The organism is Winogradskyella ursingii (assembly GCF_013403975.1).
Lineage (GTDB): Bacteria > Bacteroidota > Bacteroidia > Flavobacteriales > Flavobacteriaceae > Winogradskyella > Winogradskyella ursingii.
This window is the reverse complement of record NZ_JABFDH010000002.1, coordinates 708488-726160: the sequence shown is the minus strand read 5'-3', so window position 1 is coordinate 726160 and position 17673 is coordinate 708488. Positions and strand designations below refer to the sequence as shown.

The 17673-nt window shown below is 36.1% G+C and carries 16 protein-coding genes; all 16 read right to left on the bottom strand.

The annotated features are described in order from the left end of the window. Window positions 1-4 precede the first annotated feature (4 nt). Window positions 5-1024, bottom strand: coding sequence for a sugar phosphate nucleotidyltransferase (locus HM983_RS07020; protein ID WP_179344670.1), 1020 nt, complete (start codon window positions 1022-1024; stop codon window positions 5-7). A 33-nt stretch (window positions 1025-1057) separates the two neighbouring features. After that, window positions 1058-1492 (bottom strand): dUTP diphosphatase, encoded by a 435-nt coding sequence (dut, locus tag HM983_RS07015; protein ID WP_179344669.1) that lies wholly within the window; start codon window positions 1490-1492, stop codon window positions 1058-1060. A gap of 112 nt (window positions 1493-1604) precedes the next feature. After that, window positions 1605-3065, bottom strand: coding sequence for an oligosaccharide flippase family protein (locus tag HM983_RS07010; protein WP_179344668.1), 1461 nt, complete (start codon window positions 3063-3065; stop codon window positions 1605-1607). A 124-nt stretch (window positions 3066-3189) separates the two neighbouring features. Beyond that, the gene (locus tag HM983_RS07005) at window positions 3190-3576 is read right to left on the bottom strand and encodes a hypothetical protein (RefSeq protein WP_179344667.1); all 387 of its coding nucleotides are present in this window, start codon (window positions 3574-3576) and stop codon (window positions 3190-3192) included. Window positions 3577-3712: 136 nt separating this feature from the next. Further along, window positions 3713-4405: a fibronectin type III domain-containing protein gene (locus HM983_RS07000; RefSeq protein WP_179344666.1), complete on the bottom strand. Its 693-nt coding sequence runs from the start codon at window positions 4403-4405 to the stop codon at window positions 3713-3715. Window positions 4406-4407: 2 nt separating this feature from the next. Further along, the gene (locus HM983_RS15995; protein WP_317166951.1) at window positions 4408-8421 is read right to left on the bottom strand and encodes a thrombospondin type 3 repeat-containing protein; all 4014 of its coding nucleotides are present in this window, start codon (window positions 8419-8421) and stop codon (window positions 4408-4410) included. Between the two features lie 282 nt (window positions 8422-8703). Continuing rightward, the gene (atpG, locus tag HM983_RS06980; protein ID WP_179344665.1) at window positions 8704-9564 is read right to left on the bottom strand and encodes an ATP synthase F1 subunit gamma; all 861 of its coding nucleotides are present in this window, start codon (window positions 9562-9564) and stop codon (window positions 8704-8706) included. 104 nt (window positions 9565-9668) lie between these two features. Then, a complete protein-coding gene (gene atpA, locus HM983_RS06975; RefSeq protein WP_179344664.1) occupies window positions 9669-11249 on the bottom strand; it encodes a F0F1 ATP synthase subunit alpha in 1581 nt (526 codons plus the stop codon). A gap of 56 nt (window positions 11250-11305) precedes the next feature. After that, window positions 11306-11836 (bottom strand): ATP synthase F1 subunit delta, encoded by a 531-nt coding sequence (gene atpH, locus HM983_RS06970; RefSeq protein WP_179344663.1) that lies wholly within the window; start codon window positions 11834-11836, stop codon window positions 11306-11308. Window positions 11837-11877: 41 nt separating this feature from the next. After that, window positions 11878-12372 carry a F0F1 ATP synthase subunit B gene (locus HM983_RS06965; RefSeq protein WP_179344662.1) on the bottom strand — a complete coding sequence of 165 codons (495 nt, stop codon included), beginning with the start codon at window positions 12370-12372 and terminating at the stop codon, window positions 11878-11880. Between the two features lie 76 nt (window positions 12373-12448). Continuing rightward, the gene (atpE, locus tag HM983_RS06960) at window positions 12449-12658 is read right to left on the bottom strand and encodes an ATP synthase F0 subunit C (protein ID WP_034042296.1); all 210 of its coding nucleotides are present in this window, start codon (window positions 12656-12658) and stop codon (window positions 12449-12451) included. Window positions 12659-12677: 19 nt separating this feature from the next. Then, a complete protein-coding gene (gene atpB, locus HM983_RS06955; RefSeq protein WP_179344661.1) occupies window positions 12678-13781 on the bottom strand; it encodes a F0F1 ATP synthase subunit A in 1104 nt (367 codons plus the stop codon). A gap of 146 nt (window positions 13782-13927) precedes the next feature. Then, window positions 13928-14323, bottom strand: a complete 396-nt coding sequence (locus HM983_RS06950; protein ID WP_179344660.1) for a hypothetical protein — start codon at window positions 14321-14323, stop codon at window positions 13928-13930. Between the two features lie 7 nt (window positions 14324-14330). Continuing rightward, entirely contained in the window at window positions 14331-14594 is a 264-nt protein-coding gene (locus tag HM983_RS15950) for an AtpZ/AtpI family protein (RefSeq protein ID WP_262886481.1), read from the bottom strand. Next, window positions 14527-14979, bottom strand: a complete 453-nt coding sequence (locus HM983_RS06940; RefSeq protein ID WP_179344658.1) for a bactofilin family protein — start codon at window positions 14977-14979, stop codon at window positions 14527-14529. Before HM983_RS06940 ends, HM983_RS15950 begins: the two co-directional genes overlap by 68 nt. A gap of 17 nt (window positions 14980-14996) precedes the next feature. Beyond that, a complete protein-coding gene (gene porW / locus HM983_RS06935; RefSeq protein ID WP_317166950.1) occupies window positions 14997-17570 on the bottom strand; it encodes a type IX secretion system periplasmic lipoprotein PorW/SprE in 2574 nt (857 codons plus the stop codon). Window positions 17571-17673: the final 103 nt, after the last annotated feature.

Sequence of the window (17673 nt, the reverse complement as noted above, 5' to 3'; positions counted from 1 at the left end):
TTGTTTACTCTAAAATAGTATAATCTCCAATACTGATTTTTGTAAACTCGCCATTGTACTTCACATGATTACCAATCATTGCTTCCTCTAAATTAGCATTTTTGATGATGGTTTCGTTTTGTATTAGACTATTTTTAACGGTTGAGTTTTCCAGCTTACAATTACTGCCAATCGATACATTTGGACCAACTGTTGTATTTTTTAAAATTGTACCTTTTCCGATACAGCATGGCTCAATGACCTTTGAGTTATCTAAAACGACTGAGTTGTCAATTAATTGCTCTTCTTTGTCTTGAGAAAGAAAGCCTAACATTTTGGCATTGGTTTCCAGTGTTACCGTTTTGTTACCACAGTCCATCCATTCGTCAACTGTTCCTGTTTTAAAAATTTTGCCATCAGCCATCATGCGCTTGATGCCATCATTAATTTGGTATTCACCACCATTCATCACGTTTTCATCCAAAACCTCTTGTAGTTTTTCCTTTAAAACCGCTACATCCTTAAAATAATAAATGCCAATAACGGCTTGGTCACTGACGAAGGTTTTGGGTTTTTCAACCAATTCGACAATGTTTTTGCTTTCATCAAGTTTAACAACACCGTAAGCTTCAGGATTTTCTACTTGTTTTGTCCAAATTACACTGTCTGCGGTTGGGTCTAAGTCAAACTCTGCTCTAATCAAGGTATCTGCATAAGCAATTACTGCTGGACCAGACAATGAAGGTTTGGCGCTCATAATGGCATGTCCTGTTCCTAAGGGCTGATCTTGTCTATAAATAGATGCTTTTGCACCTAAATCTTCCGCCAGTTCTGTTAAACTGGTGACTACTTCATCACCAAAAAATGCTGGATCCCCTAAAACAAAAGCAATTTCTTCAATCGGCTGTTTTAAAACTTTAGCAATATCTTTTACCAAGCGGTGTACAATCGGCTGACCCGCAACAGGAATTAATGGTTTCGGAACTGTTAAACTATGCGGTCTTAGGCGAGAGCCTCTGCCTGCCATTGGTACTATTATTTTCATTTTTTAAGTTTATTCGTTGATTTGTTTATAAGCTTATTTGGTGCCAGTGCTACCAAAACCACCTTCTCCTCGATCAGTTTCAGAAAGTTCTTCTACCGCTACCCAATCTGCACGTTCATGTTTTGCAATCACTAATTGAGCAATTCGCTCTCCATCCTGAATCGTAAAATCCTCATTGGAAAGATTTACAAGTATCACACCTATTTCGCCTCTGTAATCTGCATCTATGGTTCCGGGTGCGTTGAGCACTGTGATCCCTTTTTTGGCTGCTAATCCGCTTCGTGGTCTAACTTGTGCTTCAACGCCAATAGGTAATTCTATAAATAAGCCTGTACCTACAATAGTTCTTTCAAGCGGCTTAAGTACTCGAGCATCGGTTAAACTAGCTCTTAAATCCATGCCAGCCGAAGCTATTGTTTCATAATGTGGTAGGTTGTGTCTTGATTTGTTAATTATTTTTATTTTCATTCCCATCTTCCGTCTTCCCACAGGGAAGAAATTTTTAGTTATATTCTTAATTTATAAAGTCCTATTTGCTCTTCGACAAGCTTAGCGTGACATTCAGGAATGGCAACCACCATTACTTTTGTAATAACTGTTTTAGTTGGTTCTTTTCCAATAAAACGACTAGTCCCAAAAATACAATTAACATTGTAATTCCTATAATATATTCACCTCGATATCTGTAAAATGAAAGTAAGGACAGTCCGATGGAAATGATAAAATACAGTCCTATTTTCTTAAGATTATATGGTATTGGATAATATTTTCGCCCGAAATAATAGGACAACAACATCATTAGACCATAAGCCACAAGTGTCGCGATTGCAGAAGCTTTATAGCTATATGTTTCTATAAATGCGAAGTTAATCACTAAGGTTACTATAGCCCCAAAAACCGAAATGTATGCGCCAAATTTTGTTCTATCCGTTATTTTGTACCAAACTGAAAGGTTGTGATAAATACCCAAACAGAAATTGGCGATGAGGATGATTGGGACAATCCACATGGCTTCCCAATACGCTTCACTTCTTATGATAATCGGTTTTATAACATCGGCAAAAACCACTACTCCTAACAAAATAATAGATCCAAACGCCACAAAAAATTCTAAAATACGGGCATAATTTTTTTGAGGATTTTTGGTGTCGGAATGACTAAAAAAATACGGTTCAATACCCAAACGGTAGGCCGTTGCAAACAGAGTCATAAACAAAGCCAATTTATAGCAGGCTGAATACATACCTATTTCTGAGTCGGCAATATCTGCTGGTAGTAATTCCTTAAGTAAAATTCTATCAAACGTTTCGTTGATGGAAAAGGCCACTCCTGCAATTAATACTGGCATGGCGTAACGCATCATTTTTTTCCATAAGGTGAAATTGAATTTGTATTTTAATTTGGTATAAAACGGCATCATTAAAACCAAAGTGAACGCACTCGCGACTAAGTTGGCTATGAAAATATAACTGATTTCGAAATTAGGCTTATAAATTGACGCTAGCCAACCATCATTTTGAGCTAAATTTTTTAAAGCTAGAAGAAAGAACAAATTAAGACCGATATTTATAATCACGTTGGCAATCTTAACCGTAGCGTAGCGCATAGCTGCAGCTTTCGCTCTGAGATATGCAAATGGGATAATTACCAATGCATCCAAAAGCAGAATCCAAATAACAAGGTTGATGTATTTAACATCTATATCTATGTAGTTGGCAATTTGATTTTGAAACAACAATCCCATCACAAAAAACACGAAGGATGAAATAAGCAATGAAATTGTAGCCGTCGAAATTACTTTTTCTTTGTCATCTTCTTTATTAAAAAAACGAAAGAAAGCGGTTTCCATTCCGTAGGCCAAAATCACATTGAAAAGGATAAAGTATGAAAAAATCACTGCGACTTTACCGTATTCGGAAGGATTTGCCAATACGTCAGGACTTGTGTATAAGGGCACTAAAAGAAAGCTCAACATTCTCGGAAGCACAGTCGCCAATCCGTAAATAAATGTCTGCTTAAAAAGTGATTTGAATCCGCTCAAGATACTTTTAATGGTTGTTTCAAAAGTATTGAATAATGACTTGCTATAAAAGTTTTATTTAAACGATGGAATAAATAAAAAACCTAACTCACACGAGTTAGGTTTCAAATAAATTTAAATACGGTTAATTATTATTTGGCAAAGGTGTCATAGGTAAAGTTTCAGTAGGCCTCTCTTTTATTCCGGTAAACTTAAAGTATTTTGTGGTCCCATTTTCATTATAACTTACTACACATTCATCATTTTCTAACTGAAATGGGAAATTCTCTACACCTTCACTCTGTTTTGGGTATACATTTGACCCAAACCGTCCTATATATAACGTATCGTCACTTGGCTTTGTTTCCAACTTCACTTTTGAATTTCTAAAGTAAACGCTATCCAACACTATATTGCGGTCTGTAGTTTCAATAAACAAATTGGTGCCCGAGCCACCTCCCTCAACTCCTGACACCCAACTTTGAGTATAAACCGCTTCGACCAATATCGGAGGTTTTTTTTCTAATTTCATAGTCGAAGCACATTTTAGAAAGCTAAACGAAATTAATACTAGACACAGAAGTTTTAAAATTTTATGTGTTTCTTTCATAATATGATAATTCTGTTTAGTAAATATTCAATAGTCATGCCAGCGCACGTAAAAAATTCTAATTTGTTGTAAAAGACCATATCTGACCTATAGTCTTTGTCCCAGAACCGTCAATGGAATCAACTCTCCAATAATAGGTATTGCTAGAAGTTGTTGTAACGCTTAAATTTTCAGTAGTTAGTCCTGATTCTAATAACGGCGGATCAGTCTCTAAACCAAAATATAAATCATAAGTTAGCGTGTCTTCAGTATCTACATCTCCACCAGTCCAATCTAAATTCACGGTACCAAAACTCACACTACCACCGTCAGCCGGTTCATTTAACGCTGCCGTAAATGGAGCATAGTTTGATATTCCCGGACCAGATGTAAAAAATGCCAAAGTTGGTGATGGTTCTGCTTCGCTACCTGAGTCATCAATAGCTGTTACATTCCAATAATATGCCACACCCTGTTGAAGAGTTAAAACGACACTATTTGTTGATATAGTCCGCTCCTCTATGATAATATTTAATTGACGATCTGTTGCAACTGTAATTCTATAACTTATAGGGTCATTATCCGCATCAGAAGAACCACTCCACTGAAAATTTATAGTATTATCAGTACACAGCAAGTCTGCAGTTGGAAACGTAATTTGGGTTACTTGACTTGGTGCAGAGTTGGGTGGTGGTCCATCATCACCTCCACCACAAGCACTTAAAAACAATATTGTAAGTAACGCTCCTATGTATTTTATGTCTTTTTTCATATCTATTTTTTAATGATTTTGATCATTTCTGCTTGTTCTAAATTTAATCTTACAAAATAGATTCCTTTGGTAAGGTTTTCAAACGGTACTTTTATAAATGTTTTGTTATGTGTAAGTAACATTTGATTTATAACCATTTTACCGTTTACATCAAAAACCTGAACATTTACACCTTCTTCGGGTGCGTTAGGAATATTAATTGTTAGATCATTAACTACTGGATTTGGTCCAAAACTAAGATTTGATAACGTTGTTCTTCCAACTACTTTGCTAAGTTTACCTTCACAGGCTAAAGATGATGTAACCTCTAAAAGTCCACCGCCAAACGTATTAACATTAAACGAACTCTGACTGGTAACCATAACAAGTTCGTCATTAAACACCACAGAGTATGGTGGAGTTCCTGTTTCAATATTAACTGAGGTGACCTCATCCTGAGTTGTATCCTCACCATCAAAAACTATATTAAACACACCGTCTAAAATTGGGGCCGAGTCAACGTTAATTTCAAAACATTGCTCAAAATCTCTTCCGTCTACATTAACACACAATTCATAAGTTCCAACAGCTAAGGGCGCAAAGGAAGTCATATTAGAATTACCTGTAATGGACTGAGTCAAATTCACACCACCACCAATTAGTGTTACGGTATAGTCAATAAAGGTTTGATTTACATTAATTATGGCTTCCCCATTGTTTTGACCATCACAACGTTCAGAAACGATTTCTAAACTTATATTACTTGGATCTTCATAGCTTGTGTCACAGACATCACCAATATTGTTATTGTTTAAATCTTGTTGATCTGGATTAGCTGTATTTGGGCAATTGTCATCTATATCTAAAACACCATCACTATCTGTATCTTGGCAGGCGTCACCAATACCATTACTATCTGCATCGGCTTGGTTTGGATTAGGTGTGTCTGGGCAATTATCATTCACATCTAATATAGTATCATTATCTGTATCTTGACACGCGTCACCAATACCATTACCATCTGCATCTGCCTGGTCCGCATTAGCAGTATTAACACAATTATCTAAACTATTCACAATCCCATCACCATCGTTATCACCATTTGGATCCAAGGTAAATTGACCAGAAAAAACACCTCTACCATAAGTAGAAATATATATGGCATTATCATCTCTTAGGTCTATGTCTGTTATTCTTACATTGGACATACCTCCCTGTGCAGGTAGCCAATTAGGACTTGTAGATGAAAAATTAGATGTAAACCAAATACCTAACTCGGTACCAACAATAACTTCTTCGAGATTTAGTGGATTTTGAAGAATCGCTTTAACTGGTAAATCAGGTAAGTCTCCATCTTTTTCTAACCAAGTTGTTCCACCATCTGGAGTGTACCAAATATTATTAACACCATAATTATGCACTGTGGCCATAATTATGTTTTCGGAGGTTCCAAATTCTATATCAGATATACTCCCTACAATAACATTATTAGTATCTAGACTACTCCATATAGGTGTTGCATCAGCATTTTCTAATTTAATTACCTCACCTAGAAGAGTACCTACCAACAATGTAGATGACTCATTTGTATATGGAGAAACTTTAAATGCTGTTGGCCTACTAGTTAATATTGCATCAGATAAATCGGTTTTTGATAAAGTTGATGGAGATTTAATACCAGCGTACCTTCTTATAATCGAATTAGCTCCAGACGAATAGTTCGAAAACAAAATATCCAAATTTGAATCTAACTCCTGAGGGTTTATAAACGAGCCATTACTAGAAGACTCACTATTTAATGTCACATTTGGTCCTGAACCTAAGTTAAAAAGATTAACAGCACGATTGTAAACAAAATTTGTAATAAAATATTGATCCGTACCATCTTGATCGAAAAAACTGAAAGCTCCATCGCCACCAAAAGCAGTTGAGGAACTGTTTATTCCAGGATTTGCATTTGTAAATAACTGAGTTCCGTTATCTTGAAGACCACCAATAAAAAAATCTGTATCACCTGTAAAGGCAGTAGTAGGGGCTACACCGACTGTATAAAATTGTGATGTTATAAAACCACTATTACGAGAATTGATATTTTCACCTGCTGATGTGGCATAATAAACTCCACCATCATTACCAAACAACATTGTATCTGGGTCACCAGGTGCAAATATCAAGGCATGTTGATCTGCATGAACTAGAGGTACATTAAGACCTGCTAAATTATTATTGTTAGACCATTTTGAAATTTGACTCCAAGAAGCAGCATTTCCAAGTGCCGCACCATTTGTAGATTTAAACAAATCAATACCGCCAGCAAATAAGACCTGATCGTCTCTTGGATCTACTTCTAACAACAAATCATAAAATGCTTGACCACGCGTAAAATCATTTGCAGGTATACCATTGTCGACGTCATTTGGTAGTTCGAGATCAAATATATTAGACGAAAAACCATCTGTCGTACCTTCCATAGTTACTCCGCCTGGTATTTCAGCAAGTAAATAGATGGTCCCTGCATTTTGAGAGGACACTGCAATTTGAGTTCTGTCGGCATTTGCCACAGTATATTGATTTGTAAAATTCTGACCATCTGATGAAGAAAATATCTCACCTCCACCATCGCCAAAAATTGAACTGTTAGTTGTCGACATCCAAATCGTTCCGTCTGCAGCAACCTCTATATCATTTGGTTCATGATCGTTCCCATTTGCTGTTTGTGGTACATTTAATTTTGTCCATGATGTACCTTCATCAACAGATTTAAAAATACCTAATTCTGTACCACCAAGAAACGTTGTAGCATTTGATGAGCCGTAAAAAGCGTCACCAGCAGCAACATATACTTCTGTTACGCCTCCATTATTCTTAATTTTAATATCATTTATATGTTGAATTCCTGGGACTAAAGTACCTGTAAAACTTCCTGTCGCAGGATTAATTGAACCATTTACAGTCTCTGACTGTAGCGCAGCTTCTATAATATCTCCATCTTGTTTTGAAATCATAACAGCCGGAATTGTAATTGAAGCATCAGCACCTCCCATCGGTATTGGCGCACCCTCTATATTATTAAGAACTATGGCGGCAATTGCTCCTGCATCTTGTGCATTTTTAACTTTCTCAGTAAATGAACAGTTGCCTCTTCTTATAAGAGCAATTTTTCCAGTAGCATCCTCTCCAAAAGAGCCACAACCTTCGCTAGGATTTCCCGTATTATCGTTTGCTAAAATAAAATCTCCTGTAATTACAGTACTTACAATAGAGCCAAAATTTGTTGTCTCTCTAGAATTATAGTCACCTGCTATGTTAGAAGGAGTATTTACTGAAATATTAGATGCAGATTCGAATACACTTGGACCGGCTATACCTCCTAGAACTCGCGTCCAAGTATTACCTCCGTCAGTGGATTTCCAAACTCCGTTACCACTTACATCACCATTAACGTAAGATTCGCCTGTACCTATATAAAATATATTAGGATTGTTTGGATCTGAAATGATAACCGAAACGTTAAGATTATCTGGCAAATCAACTCTTTCCCAAATAGTATTTGGGTTGGTAATATCCATATTTCTCCATAAACCACCACTAACGCCACCAGCAAAGACTATTTTGTTAGATGTATCATTAGGGTCAAACATTATGCCTCGTGTTCTACCACCGACGTTATCAGGCCCTCTTGAGACCCAATCCGAATCGACACCGTCGCCAGGTACGCGCTGACTCAAACTCGATTCTATCATGTTTCTAATACCCTTTAAATTCTCTGGTGTTGGACGACCAAGCACTGGGTCCATAGTGAGTTCAAAATCATCTTCGTAATAACGATCTGGCGGAATACCCAATGCCTTCCGTTCTGACTTATTAAGTTTAAGCGTTTCTTTGAAAGGACTATTTTCTAAATTCTCTTCGTGAAGTTTTACAATATCGTCATTAGAAAGTTGATCTAAATTTGTATCTGTATCAAATACAAACACTGCAAATGCGAGTGTAAGACCAAGTAAGATACTTGAGCCTATCAGCAATTTTTTATTCATTACAATTTTTTAAAACCAAATATCTCGAAATTAATCTAATCTTAAGCAAATTCTTATGCTTTTTTTAGTATAAAACATCTGAATTCATGAATCAAAAAGATAAAATAAGTATTATTTTAACTTATGCTTTTTTTTAGATAAAAGAATTGATTTAGAATGGAGTCGGTGGATTGTGTGTTTGGTATTTCAAAAATGATACGTATGAACATAAAAAAACCTAACTCGTAAAAGTTAGGTTTAATATTTTTAAAACTTCGACTCTATTCAGAGTGACACTTTCTGTTAATTGTTCAATGCCTCAGCACCACCAACAATCTCAAGTATTTCATTGGTAATAGCTGCCTGTCTTGCTTTGTTATAAGTCAATTTCAATTGGTCTCTAAGCTCAGTCGCGTTATCTGTTGCCTTGTGCATCGCTGTCATACGTGCTCCGTGCTCAGATGCAAAAGAGTCTCTAATACCCTTATATAGCTGTGTTTTTAATGACTTTGGTATTAACGCTTCAACAATTTCCTCTTTAGAGGGTTCGAAAATATAATCCGTAGTAGAACCAACATCTCCTTCAATCGGTTTGATTGGCAGAAACTGTTCTGTTATTACAATTTGAGTTGCTGCATTCTTAAAGCTGTTGTAAACTATTTCAATTTTATCAAACTCACCCGAAACGAATTTGTCCATCAGCATTTCTGCGATTTCAGCAACATTGTCAAACGTTAAGTCATCAAATAAATCACTCCTATTGGCGATAACTTTGTTCGTCTTTTTAAACGCATCATTTGCCTTTTTACCAATTGCCAAATAAGAAACCGCTTTGTTGGCATATGTGTCAGTAGCGAGTTTATTGACTTGCTTAATAATGTTTGAATTAAATGCCCCAGCCAAACCTCTATTTGAAGTAATTGCAACGATAAGTACATTCTTTACAATTCTTTGGTCAGAATATTTACTACCGCTATCGGCATCTAAAGTTGCACTTAAACTTTGCAATAATTCAGTTAACTTATTAGAGTAAGGACGCATTGCAGTAATAGCATCTTGAGCTTTCTTCAATTTTGCAGCAGATACCATTTTCATGGCACTGGTAATCTGCATCGTTGAAGATACCGATGATATTCTATTACGTATTTCTTTTAAGTTTGCCATCTTTTCCTATCCTAAATCCCTTCCAAAGGAAAGGACTTTTATTAGTTAAACTTGGTTATAAGTTCGCCGCATAACTCCTTCCCTCTGGGAAGGTTGGGATGGGCTTATCCTCTATACTTACCTGTCAAATCCTTAGCTACACTTGTCAATGTATCAGTAACCTCATCAGTTAATTTACCAGACTTCAGGGTATCTAAAGTGTCTCTGTGCTTTGCATTTAAGAATTCTAAATAATCTCTTTCGAATTCTTTCACTTTTTCAACAGGAACATCTCTCAACAAGTTCTTAGAACCTGCGTAGATGATTGCAATTTGGTCTTCAACTGTATAAGGGTCGTTTTGTGCTTGTTTTAGGATCTCAACATTACGTTTACCTTTTTCAATAACGTTTAATGTTGAAGCATCTAAATCTGAACCGAACTTAGCAAAAGCTTCCAATTCACGGAATTGTGCTTGGTCTAATTTCAAAGTACCAGATACTTTCTTCATCGATTTGATCTGAGCGTTACCACCTACACGCGATACAGAAATACCTACGTTAATCGCTGGACGAACACCAGAGTTAAACAAGTCACCATCCAAGAAAATCTGACCATCAGTAATAGAAATTACATTGGTTGGGATATATGCCGATACGTCACCTGCCTGTGTTTCGATAATTGGTAATGCAGTAAGTGAACCACCACCTTTTACCATTGGTTTAAGCACTTCTGGCAAATCATTCATTTCCTTTGCAATAGCATCGTCATTAATGATCTTTGCAGAACGCTCCAATAATCTTGAGTGAAGGTAGAAAACGTCACCTGGATACGCCTCACGTCCTGGTGGACGACGTAACAATAACGATACTTCACGATACGCTACCGCTTGCTTAGATAAATCATCATAAATGATTAAAGCCGGACGGCCCGTATCTCTAAAATATTCTCCAATAGAAGCTCCTGTCATTGGTGCATAAACTTGCATTGCGGCAGGATCTGATGCGTTAGCTGCTACAATAGTTGTGTAAGCTAAAGCTCCTTTCTCTTCTAATGTTTTTGCAATGTTTGCAACTGTCGACGCTTTTTGTCCAACAGCAACATATATACAATATACAGGCTCACCTGCATCGTAAAATTCTTTTTGATTTAAAATGGTATCGATACAAACGGTAGTCTTACCTGTCTGACGGTCACCAATTACCAACTCACGTTGTCCTCTACCTACAGGAATCATTGCGTCAATCGCTTTAATACCTGTTTGTAATGGTTCAGTTACCGGCTCTCTGTAGATAACACCTGGTGCCTTACGCTCAACTGGCATTTCATAAGTTTCGCCTGTGATTGGTCCTTTACCATCAATTGGGTTACCTAAAGTATCTACAACACGCCCAACGATACCCTCACCTACTTTTACAGATGCGATACGCTCAGTACGTTTTACTGTAGAACCTTCCTTAACTCCTACTGAAGTACCTAAAAGTACAATACCAACGTTATCTTCCTCCAAGTTAAGTACAATACCCTCTGTACCACCTTCGAATTCTACTAACTCACCATATTGTGCGTTAGCTAATCCGTAAGCACGTACAATACCATCACCTACAGTTAATACTGTTCCTACCTCGTCTAATGAAGCACCTGCTTCAAAACCTGAAAGTTGTTGTTTTAAGATTGCTGATATTTCAGCTGGTTTTACTTCTGCCATTTTTATTAGTGTTTAGCTTTTAGCTATTAGCCTTTAGCGGCTAACCTAAACCATTATTAATTTAATGTAAATTCTCTTTTTAATTTATCGAGTTTATTTGCGATACTTGCATTATACTGAATATCACCAACTCGTAATATGAAACCACCTATAATGCTTTCATCTATAATATTTTCTAATTCCGCGTCCTTTCCTGTCAATTCTTTAACCTTGGCAGATACCATGGTTTTTAATTCTGCTGTTAACGGCACTGCAGTTGTTACTTTTGCAATTTGCGAACCTCTTAATTGATCGTATAAATTATTATAACTAACAGCCACATCATTTAAGATTGCCAGTCTATTGTTTTCAATTAAAGTATCTATTAATTTATAGGTCGCATCGTTCGCATTTTTAAACACTTTAGTAAGGACAGCCTTTTTGTCTGAAGACCTAACCACTGGATTTTGAATCATATGATTTAAATCATCAGATGCTGAAATTGTTTCAGTAACAAGCTTCATGTCATTATTGACAGCCTCTGCTGAGTTTTGCTCAGTAGCTAAACTTAAAACTGCTTTTGCGTATCTTATTGCTGCTCTACTCATATCTTAGATTGTAACTTCGACTATGCTCGGTCACCAGATTTTTAATTCAATTTAGCATCACCCAACATATCTTCAACCAACTTCAGTTGCTTGTCTTTATTGGATAATTCTTGACGTACTACTTTTTCTGCGATTTCAACCGACAAGCCAGCTACATGACTTTTTAGTTCTGCCATAGCTGCTTTCTTTTCGCTTTCGATCGCGACTTGAGCCTGCTCAATCATTTTATTGGCTTGCGATTGTGCTTCGTCTTTAGCATCAGTAATCATTTTATTCTTCATCTCACGAGCATCTTTTAACATTGCTTCACGCTCAGCACGTGCTTCTTGTAAAATACGCTCATTGTCTGCATGAAGGTTTTGCATCTCCAAACGTGCTTTCTCAGCCGAAGCCAATGCATTTCTAATCCCATCTTCCCTATCGCTAACCGCACCTAAAATAGGCTTCCAAGCAAACTTTCTTAAGATAAAAAGTAATATTAAAAATGTGATTAACGTCCAAAAGACTAATCCAAATTCCGGTGTAATTAAATCCATTTCTATTCTGTTTTAAATAACTTAAATTTTATAAAATACAGAAGCAACCAACCGTTACTTCTGTATCTTAAATGTCTTACCCTTGTAAGAAAGCAACAACAACACCAAATAGTGCTACCGCTTCTACGAAGGCTGCTAAGATTAATGCAGAAGATTGAATCTTTCCGTGCATTTCTGGTTGACGAGCCATAGCTTCCATAGCTGATCCACCAATCTTACCAATACCAACACCAGCTCCAATAGCTGCTAAACCAGCTCCAATAGCTGCAATTCCAGTAATAGTCATAATATAAAATTTAAATTAATTAATGATGTTCTTCCTCTGTTGCCATTCCAAAATAAAGGGCTGACAAAATTGTAAATATATATGCTTGTATCGCCGTTACAATTACCTCAATTACCGTAATAAACAATGAGAATGCTACAGATACCGGTGCAATTGCATAAGACTTAAATACAAAAATTAAAGACATTAATGCTAATATGATTACGTGACCCGCAGTTATGTTAGCAAATAACCGTATCATTAAAGATATAGGCTTAACAAACATACCTATAATCTCAATTGGCATTAAGAATATTTTCATTGGCACAGGTACTCCCGGCATCCAAAAGATGTGCTTCCAGTAATTCTTGTTACCACTAAATGTTGTTATGATAAATGTAATAGCTGCTAATGTAAATGTAAACGCAATATTACCGCTTAAGTTAGCTCCATTTAAGATTGGTATCAACCCAAAAATATTGTTGATCCAGATAAAGAAAAATATGGTCAACAAATAAGGCATATATTTTCTGTACTTATGCTCACCAATCATTGGTCGTGCAATCTCGTCACGCACAAAAACAATTAAAGGCTCAACAAAACTACCAACACCAGATGGCACTCCATTCTTAGATTTTTTATAACTGCGCGCAGCAGTCAAAAATATAGTGAACAATAAAATCATGGACACCCACATCATGAACACATTTCTTGTAATAGAAAGATCCAACTTTGGTCGATGCGCATTGGTTGGGTGGTGCTCTTCGTCATATTGAACAGAAGTAGCTCCTTCATCCAAAACATATACTTTTTCGTGAACGTTGACGAAACGCTGACCGTTCTTTTCAACAATCACTTCGCCATTGTAGTCATGGTGAAATTCAGAAGACATAAAAGTTGTCAATCCGTTTTCAGTCCACAAAATTAATGGTAATGGAATAGTAATATGAAGTTCGTTTTCCTCACCTTGATTAAGGGTTGCAATGTGCATGCCGTAAGCATCCTTAACGTGATGAAGAATCATCTCTTTAGGATCAAACTTCTCGTCATCTCCTCCCTCTTGAGTATCCTTGGCAAAACCAAAGCTAAATGCTGATAAAAACAGAACTGTAAATACTGTGCGTTTAAAGGTGCTTAATGTCATTATCTACGGCTTTAAAATACCTTGCTTTAAATTCCGTGCAAATGTACGTACATTTAATGAATTGACAAACAATAATTATCCTATAATTTTTAGTGTTTTTTAGACCTTAAAAACTTTTGATTATCAACTTATTGAAAAATCTTCAATTAAGACTTTTGAAGAAACCTCGTAAGCGCAAATACCTCGAAGAACAAATAAAGAAAATAAGGAATGAAAAAATTGAATACGTCTGGTTGTTTATTTTCAAAATCTGAAAGTAATAATGGCAAAAGGAATAAAATGGCAAAAATCATTTTTACAAATGTCAATACCATAAATAGATTGAAAACTTCTTTTTTACCTGAAGAATATCTGTAATTAATCACAGAATAAAACAATAGCGTTACAACGAAATGAAATACATAAACTTGCCAAATAGGAAAAAAGAAATCGACATCTTGGGCAAAATAATGCAACAGATATGCATGTATGCCAAATACCACGGCAGACACACCTATTAGTTGAAGCAAAAAACTAATTTGTCTTTTTTTAAAATCCTCCATATTTAATTCAATTATCTTTTGAGGATGCAATAATACGTCTTATTACGTAAATTGTGGAAGCAACAACTGCAGTTAGAGTTATAAATAAGGTGAAAAGGTTATTGGTGTTGGGATATGTATCGTCTAATTTGATACCAACAAAAACACCAACGGCAATTATGGCAGCCATTTGAATAACCAGTCCGGAATAAAAAGCATAGCTGTTAAGCTGGCCTTTCTGTTTTTGCAGTTGGGACCGTTTGTTTTGGTCGTTGTTCTGTTTCTGACTCATTGGATATTGTTTTTACCGTACCCTTCATGCTACATGTAGCATTAAAAGTAGCACCAGGCTCAACGGCCAATTTGGTTGTGTGTACCTCACCTTCTATATGAGCTGTGGATTTTAAACTTAATGTTCCTGTTAAAATAAGTTTGCCGGAAAATTTACCTTCAAAATCTGCATTTTCACCTTGTAAAGTTCCTTTTACAAATCCTGATTTACCAACTACGACCTTGCCAGAAGTTTTTACGTTGCCCTCTACGGTACCATCAATTCTAAAAGGCCCTTGACTTGCTATATCTCCAACAATTTTTGTGCCTTGTGCTATAATATTTTGAGATGTACTTGTTTCCATAGTTGCTTGTTGTTTTGGTTTTTTATTGTCCGAGGAAAACATAATAATTAAGATTTAGGTTATTCTAATTTTAAATATGCATTTAGGTTTTTATGTCGCTGAACAATAGCATAGTTAGGCGATGAAATTGCAATATGAGGTCTTGTAATTTTCGGTGGTAATGGTTTACCATTTTTATCTTTTTCGTTGCGGTTAAGTAATTCTGAAAAACCTATTGCTCCACCACTGGTTTTCAAACCGTGCACCACCACAAAAGTCGTATTTTCATCATAAACATCTTTTGAAACTGTTAAGTCAAAGTACGTAATTTTTTCAACTTCTTCTTTAAGGGTTTTGATAAAACCATTGATGTCTTCTCCAGAATCATTGTTAAATTGATAAATAACATTGAAATTTTGGGCGTTTTCATCATCAACAAATTCTTTTTTCGCTAGAACTGGGATCGCATTTTTAATAATTTCTTCTGCTTTTTTTCCTTCTTCGGTATTTCCATAGGTTAACGCGATATAATTAATGGCCTCTTCATAAGCTTCAAAACCATATAATCGGCCTTTAGCTGAAGCTTTTAATATTTCAAACTTTGGGACAAAAGGATCACCTTCAAACTTATCAATATGTTCTTCTGCAGAAGCGATTACCTCAGCATATTTCTGGTTTTCAAACTCCCTGTAAAGATTTGTGTAGATAGCTTCTGGGCTGTTTTCGTTTTTTGCTAAAGCCGATTGCGGATTGCGAAGAATTTCTGCATATCTTGAATCTGAATAATTTTCAATGATATCTGTTTTAACCATTTCGGACTTACGATTAAGACCCAATTCCTGGTAAATATTATACAGATTATACTTTGAGGGTAAAACCAAACGGTCTTCCGGATTGTTTTTTAACAAGGTTTCCAATTTGTTTTTAGCCAATTCGTATTCCTTGAATTTTTCCTTATAAATAATACCCAATTGGTAATATGCGTAATTTCTTTCTTGTGTGATACTATCAATTTTCACTTGTTCCGTTGGGAGTGAGGCGATGTAAAATTCTGGATCAAACCTCTCATTCTTCTCTAAAGCTGTAGTTGTTACGCCTTGTGAAGCCGTTGCAATATCTGACCGTTGATCCGAAAGCCTCCAATTATCCTGGAGCTTGCGATCTCCCCAAAGTTCTAGGAATTCATTTTTGCCATAGGCTACAGTAGATGGATTATAAAAATAAAAACTGCTGGCATCTCTGTTATTTCCGCCTACATTAATTCCGGTGTTATTATTTAAGGTGTTATTGTTGTCTATCGTATTATTGCTTCGGTTTTCTGCCTTTGCAATTCGTTCTTGCTCAGCGATGGCTTTTGCTTTTAAACCTTCGGCATATTCTGAATAAAATGCTAACTGGTCTGCTTTGGGCAAGCTGATAATATTGAGAATGCTATCATCGACACGCGCTATGCCTTCGTAATAAATCACATCATCTAAATTCTCACGTTTCTTTTTAACAACGCGGTAAGGTTTTGTGTCCACAGTCATTGCTGTGAGTGTACTATCGAAATAATCTCCTGCAATTTTGTATTCATTTCTATCAAAATACATATTGCCCAATGTTTCGTAATCAAGCGAAGCCAAATATTTGTCTGACCTACCAACTCTTAACGATTTGTTATAGTACGCTTCAGACAAACTGTCTCTATCGTTATTACGATGAAACTCGGCTATCCGGTAATAAATCTTATCTAAAAACGGTCGGTTTTCACGATTTTCCTCTAATTCTGTTAAATATTCTTGAAACTCAACAATATCGCCATTTTCTATATCAAAATTATTGGACTTTGCTATGTGTGCATTGATGTAAAATGCCCTCGGAATTTGACGGTGCATATCTATGATGGCATCAAACTCTATGTTGGCGCTATCTTTTTTACCAAACTCGTTATAAAGCTGTCCTCTGATAAAATGGTAGCGCGCTTTTTCTCTTTTTATTTTGGTGTTTTCTGCGGCAATCGCCAAAGGAACTAATGCACTATCCTTAGACTTGGTATTAATGTAAGCCTGAGCTAAAGTGGCCGTAGCATCTGCCAAATGCTGGTCTTCAAGTTCTTCGTCCTCGAGTAAACGTTTCAATTTTTTAATGGCAATCTCATCGTTATCCAAGCGCATGTTGGCCTTTTCTCGCCAGATCTTTACTTGGTTGATTTTATCGCTCGTTGGATATTTATTTAAAATATTGTTGAAAGCTGCCAATGCCGGCACAAAACGCTGATCGTAATAACGGGCTTTACCCAATAGCAGATAAGCTTCATCTATTTGTGGGTTTTTTTCTTTGCCATCGATGGTCATCCCGTGTTTTTGAATGGCTTTTACTGCTTTTTCTTCGGCTCTTGCAAAATCCTCATTCTTTTTTTGTCCTGGAAGAAATACATCGTCCGATACATCCATACGTTCCACAGGCAATAACTCCCAAAAATTTTCCGTAAAAGCGTTATTGACACTCTCAACGCCTCTATCTAGAGCAATATTTCCATTATAGAGAATATTGTACTTGGTACCTAAAGCGTGAAAATTACGGTTGATAAAGGTGTCTTTTTTGCGCGAGCAGCTCTGGGCAATCATTGCCACGCAAAAAAGTGAAAGTATAATTTTGTAAAAGGATTTCAAACGTCGGTAATCTTTGGTTTATAGATAACTAATATGTGTTAAATATATTATGCGCTTTGGTAAAAATACGTAGTTTTTTGAATTATGGATTATTTGATGCGGA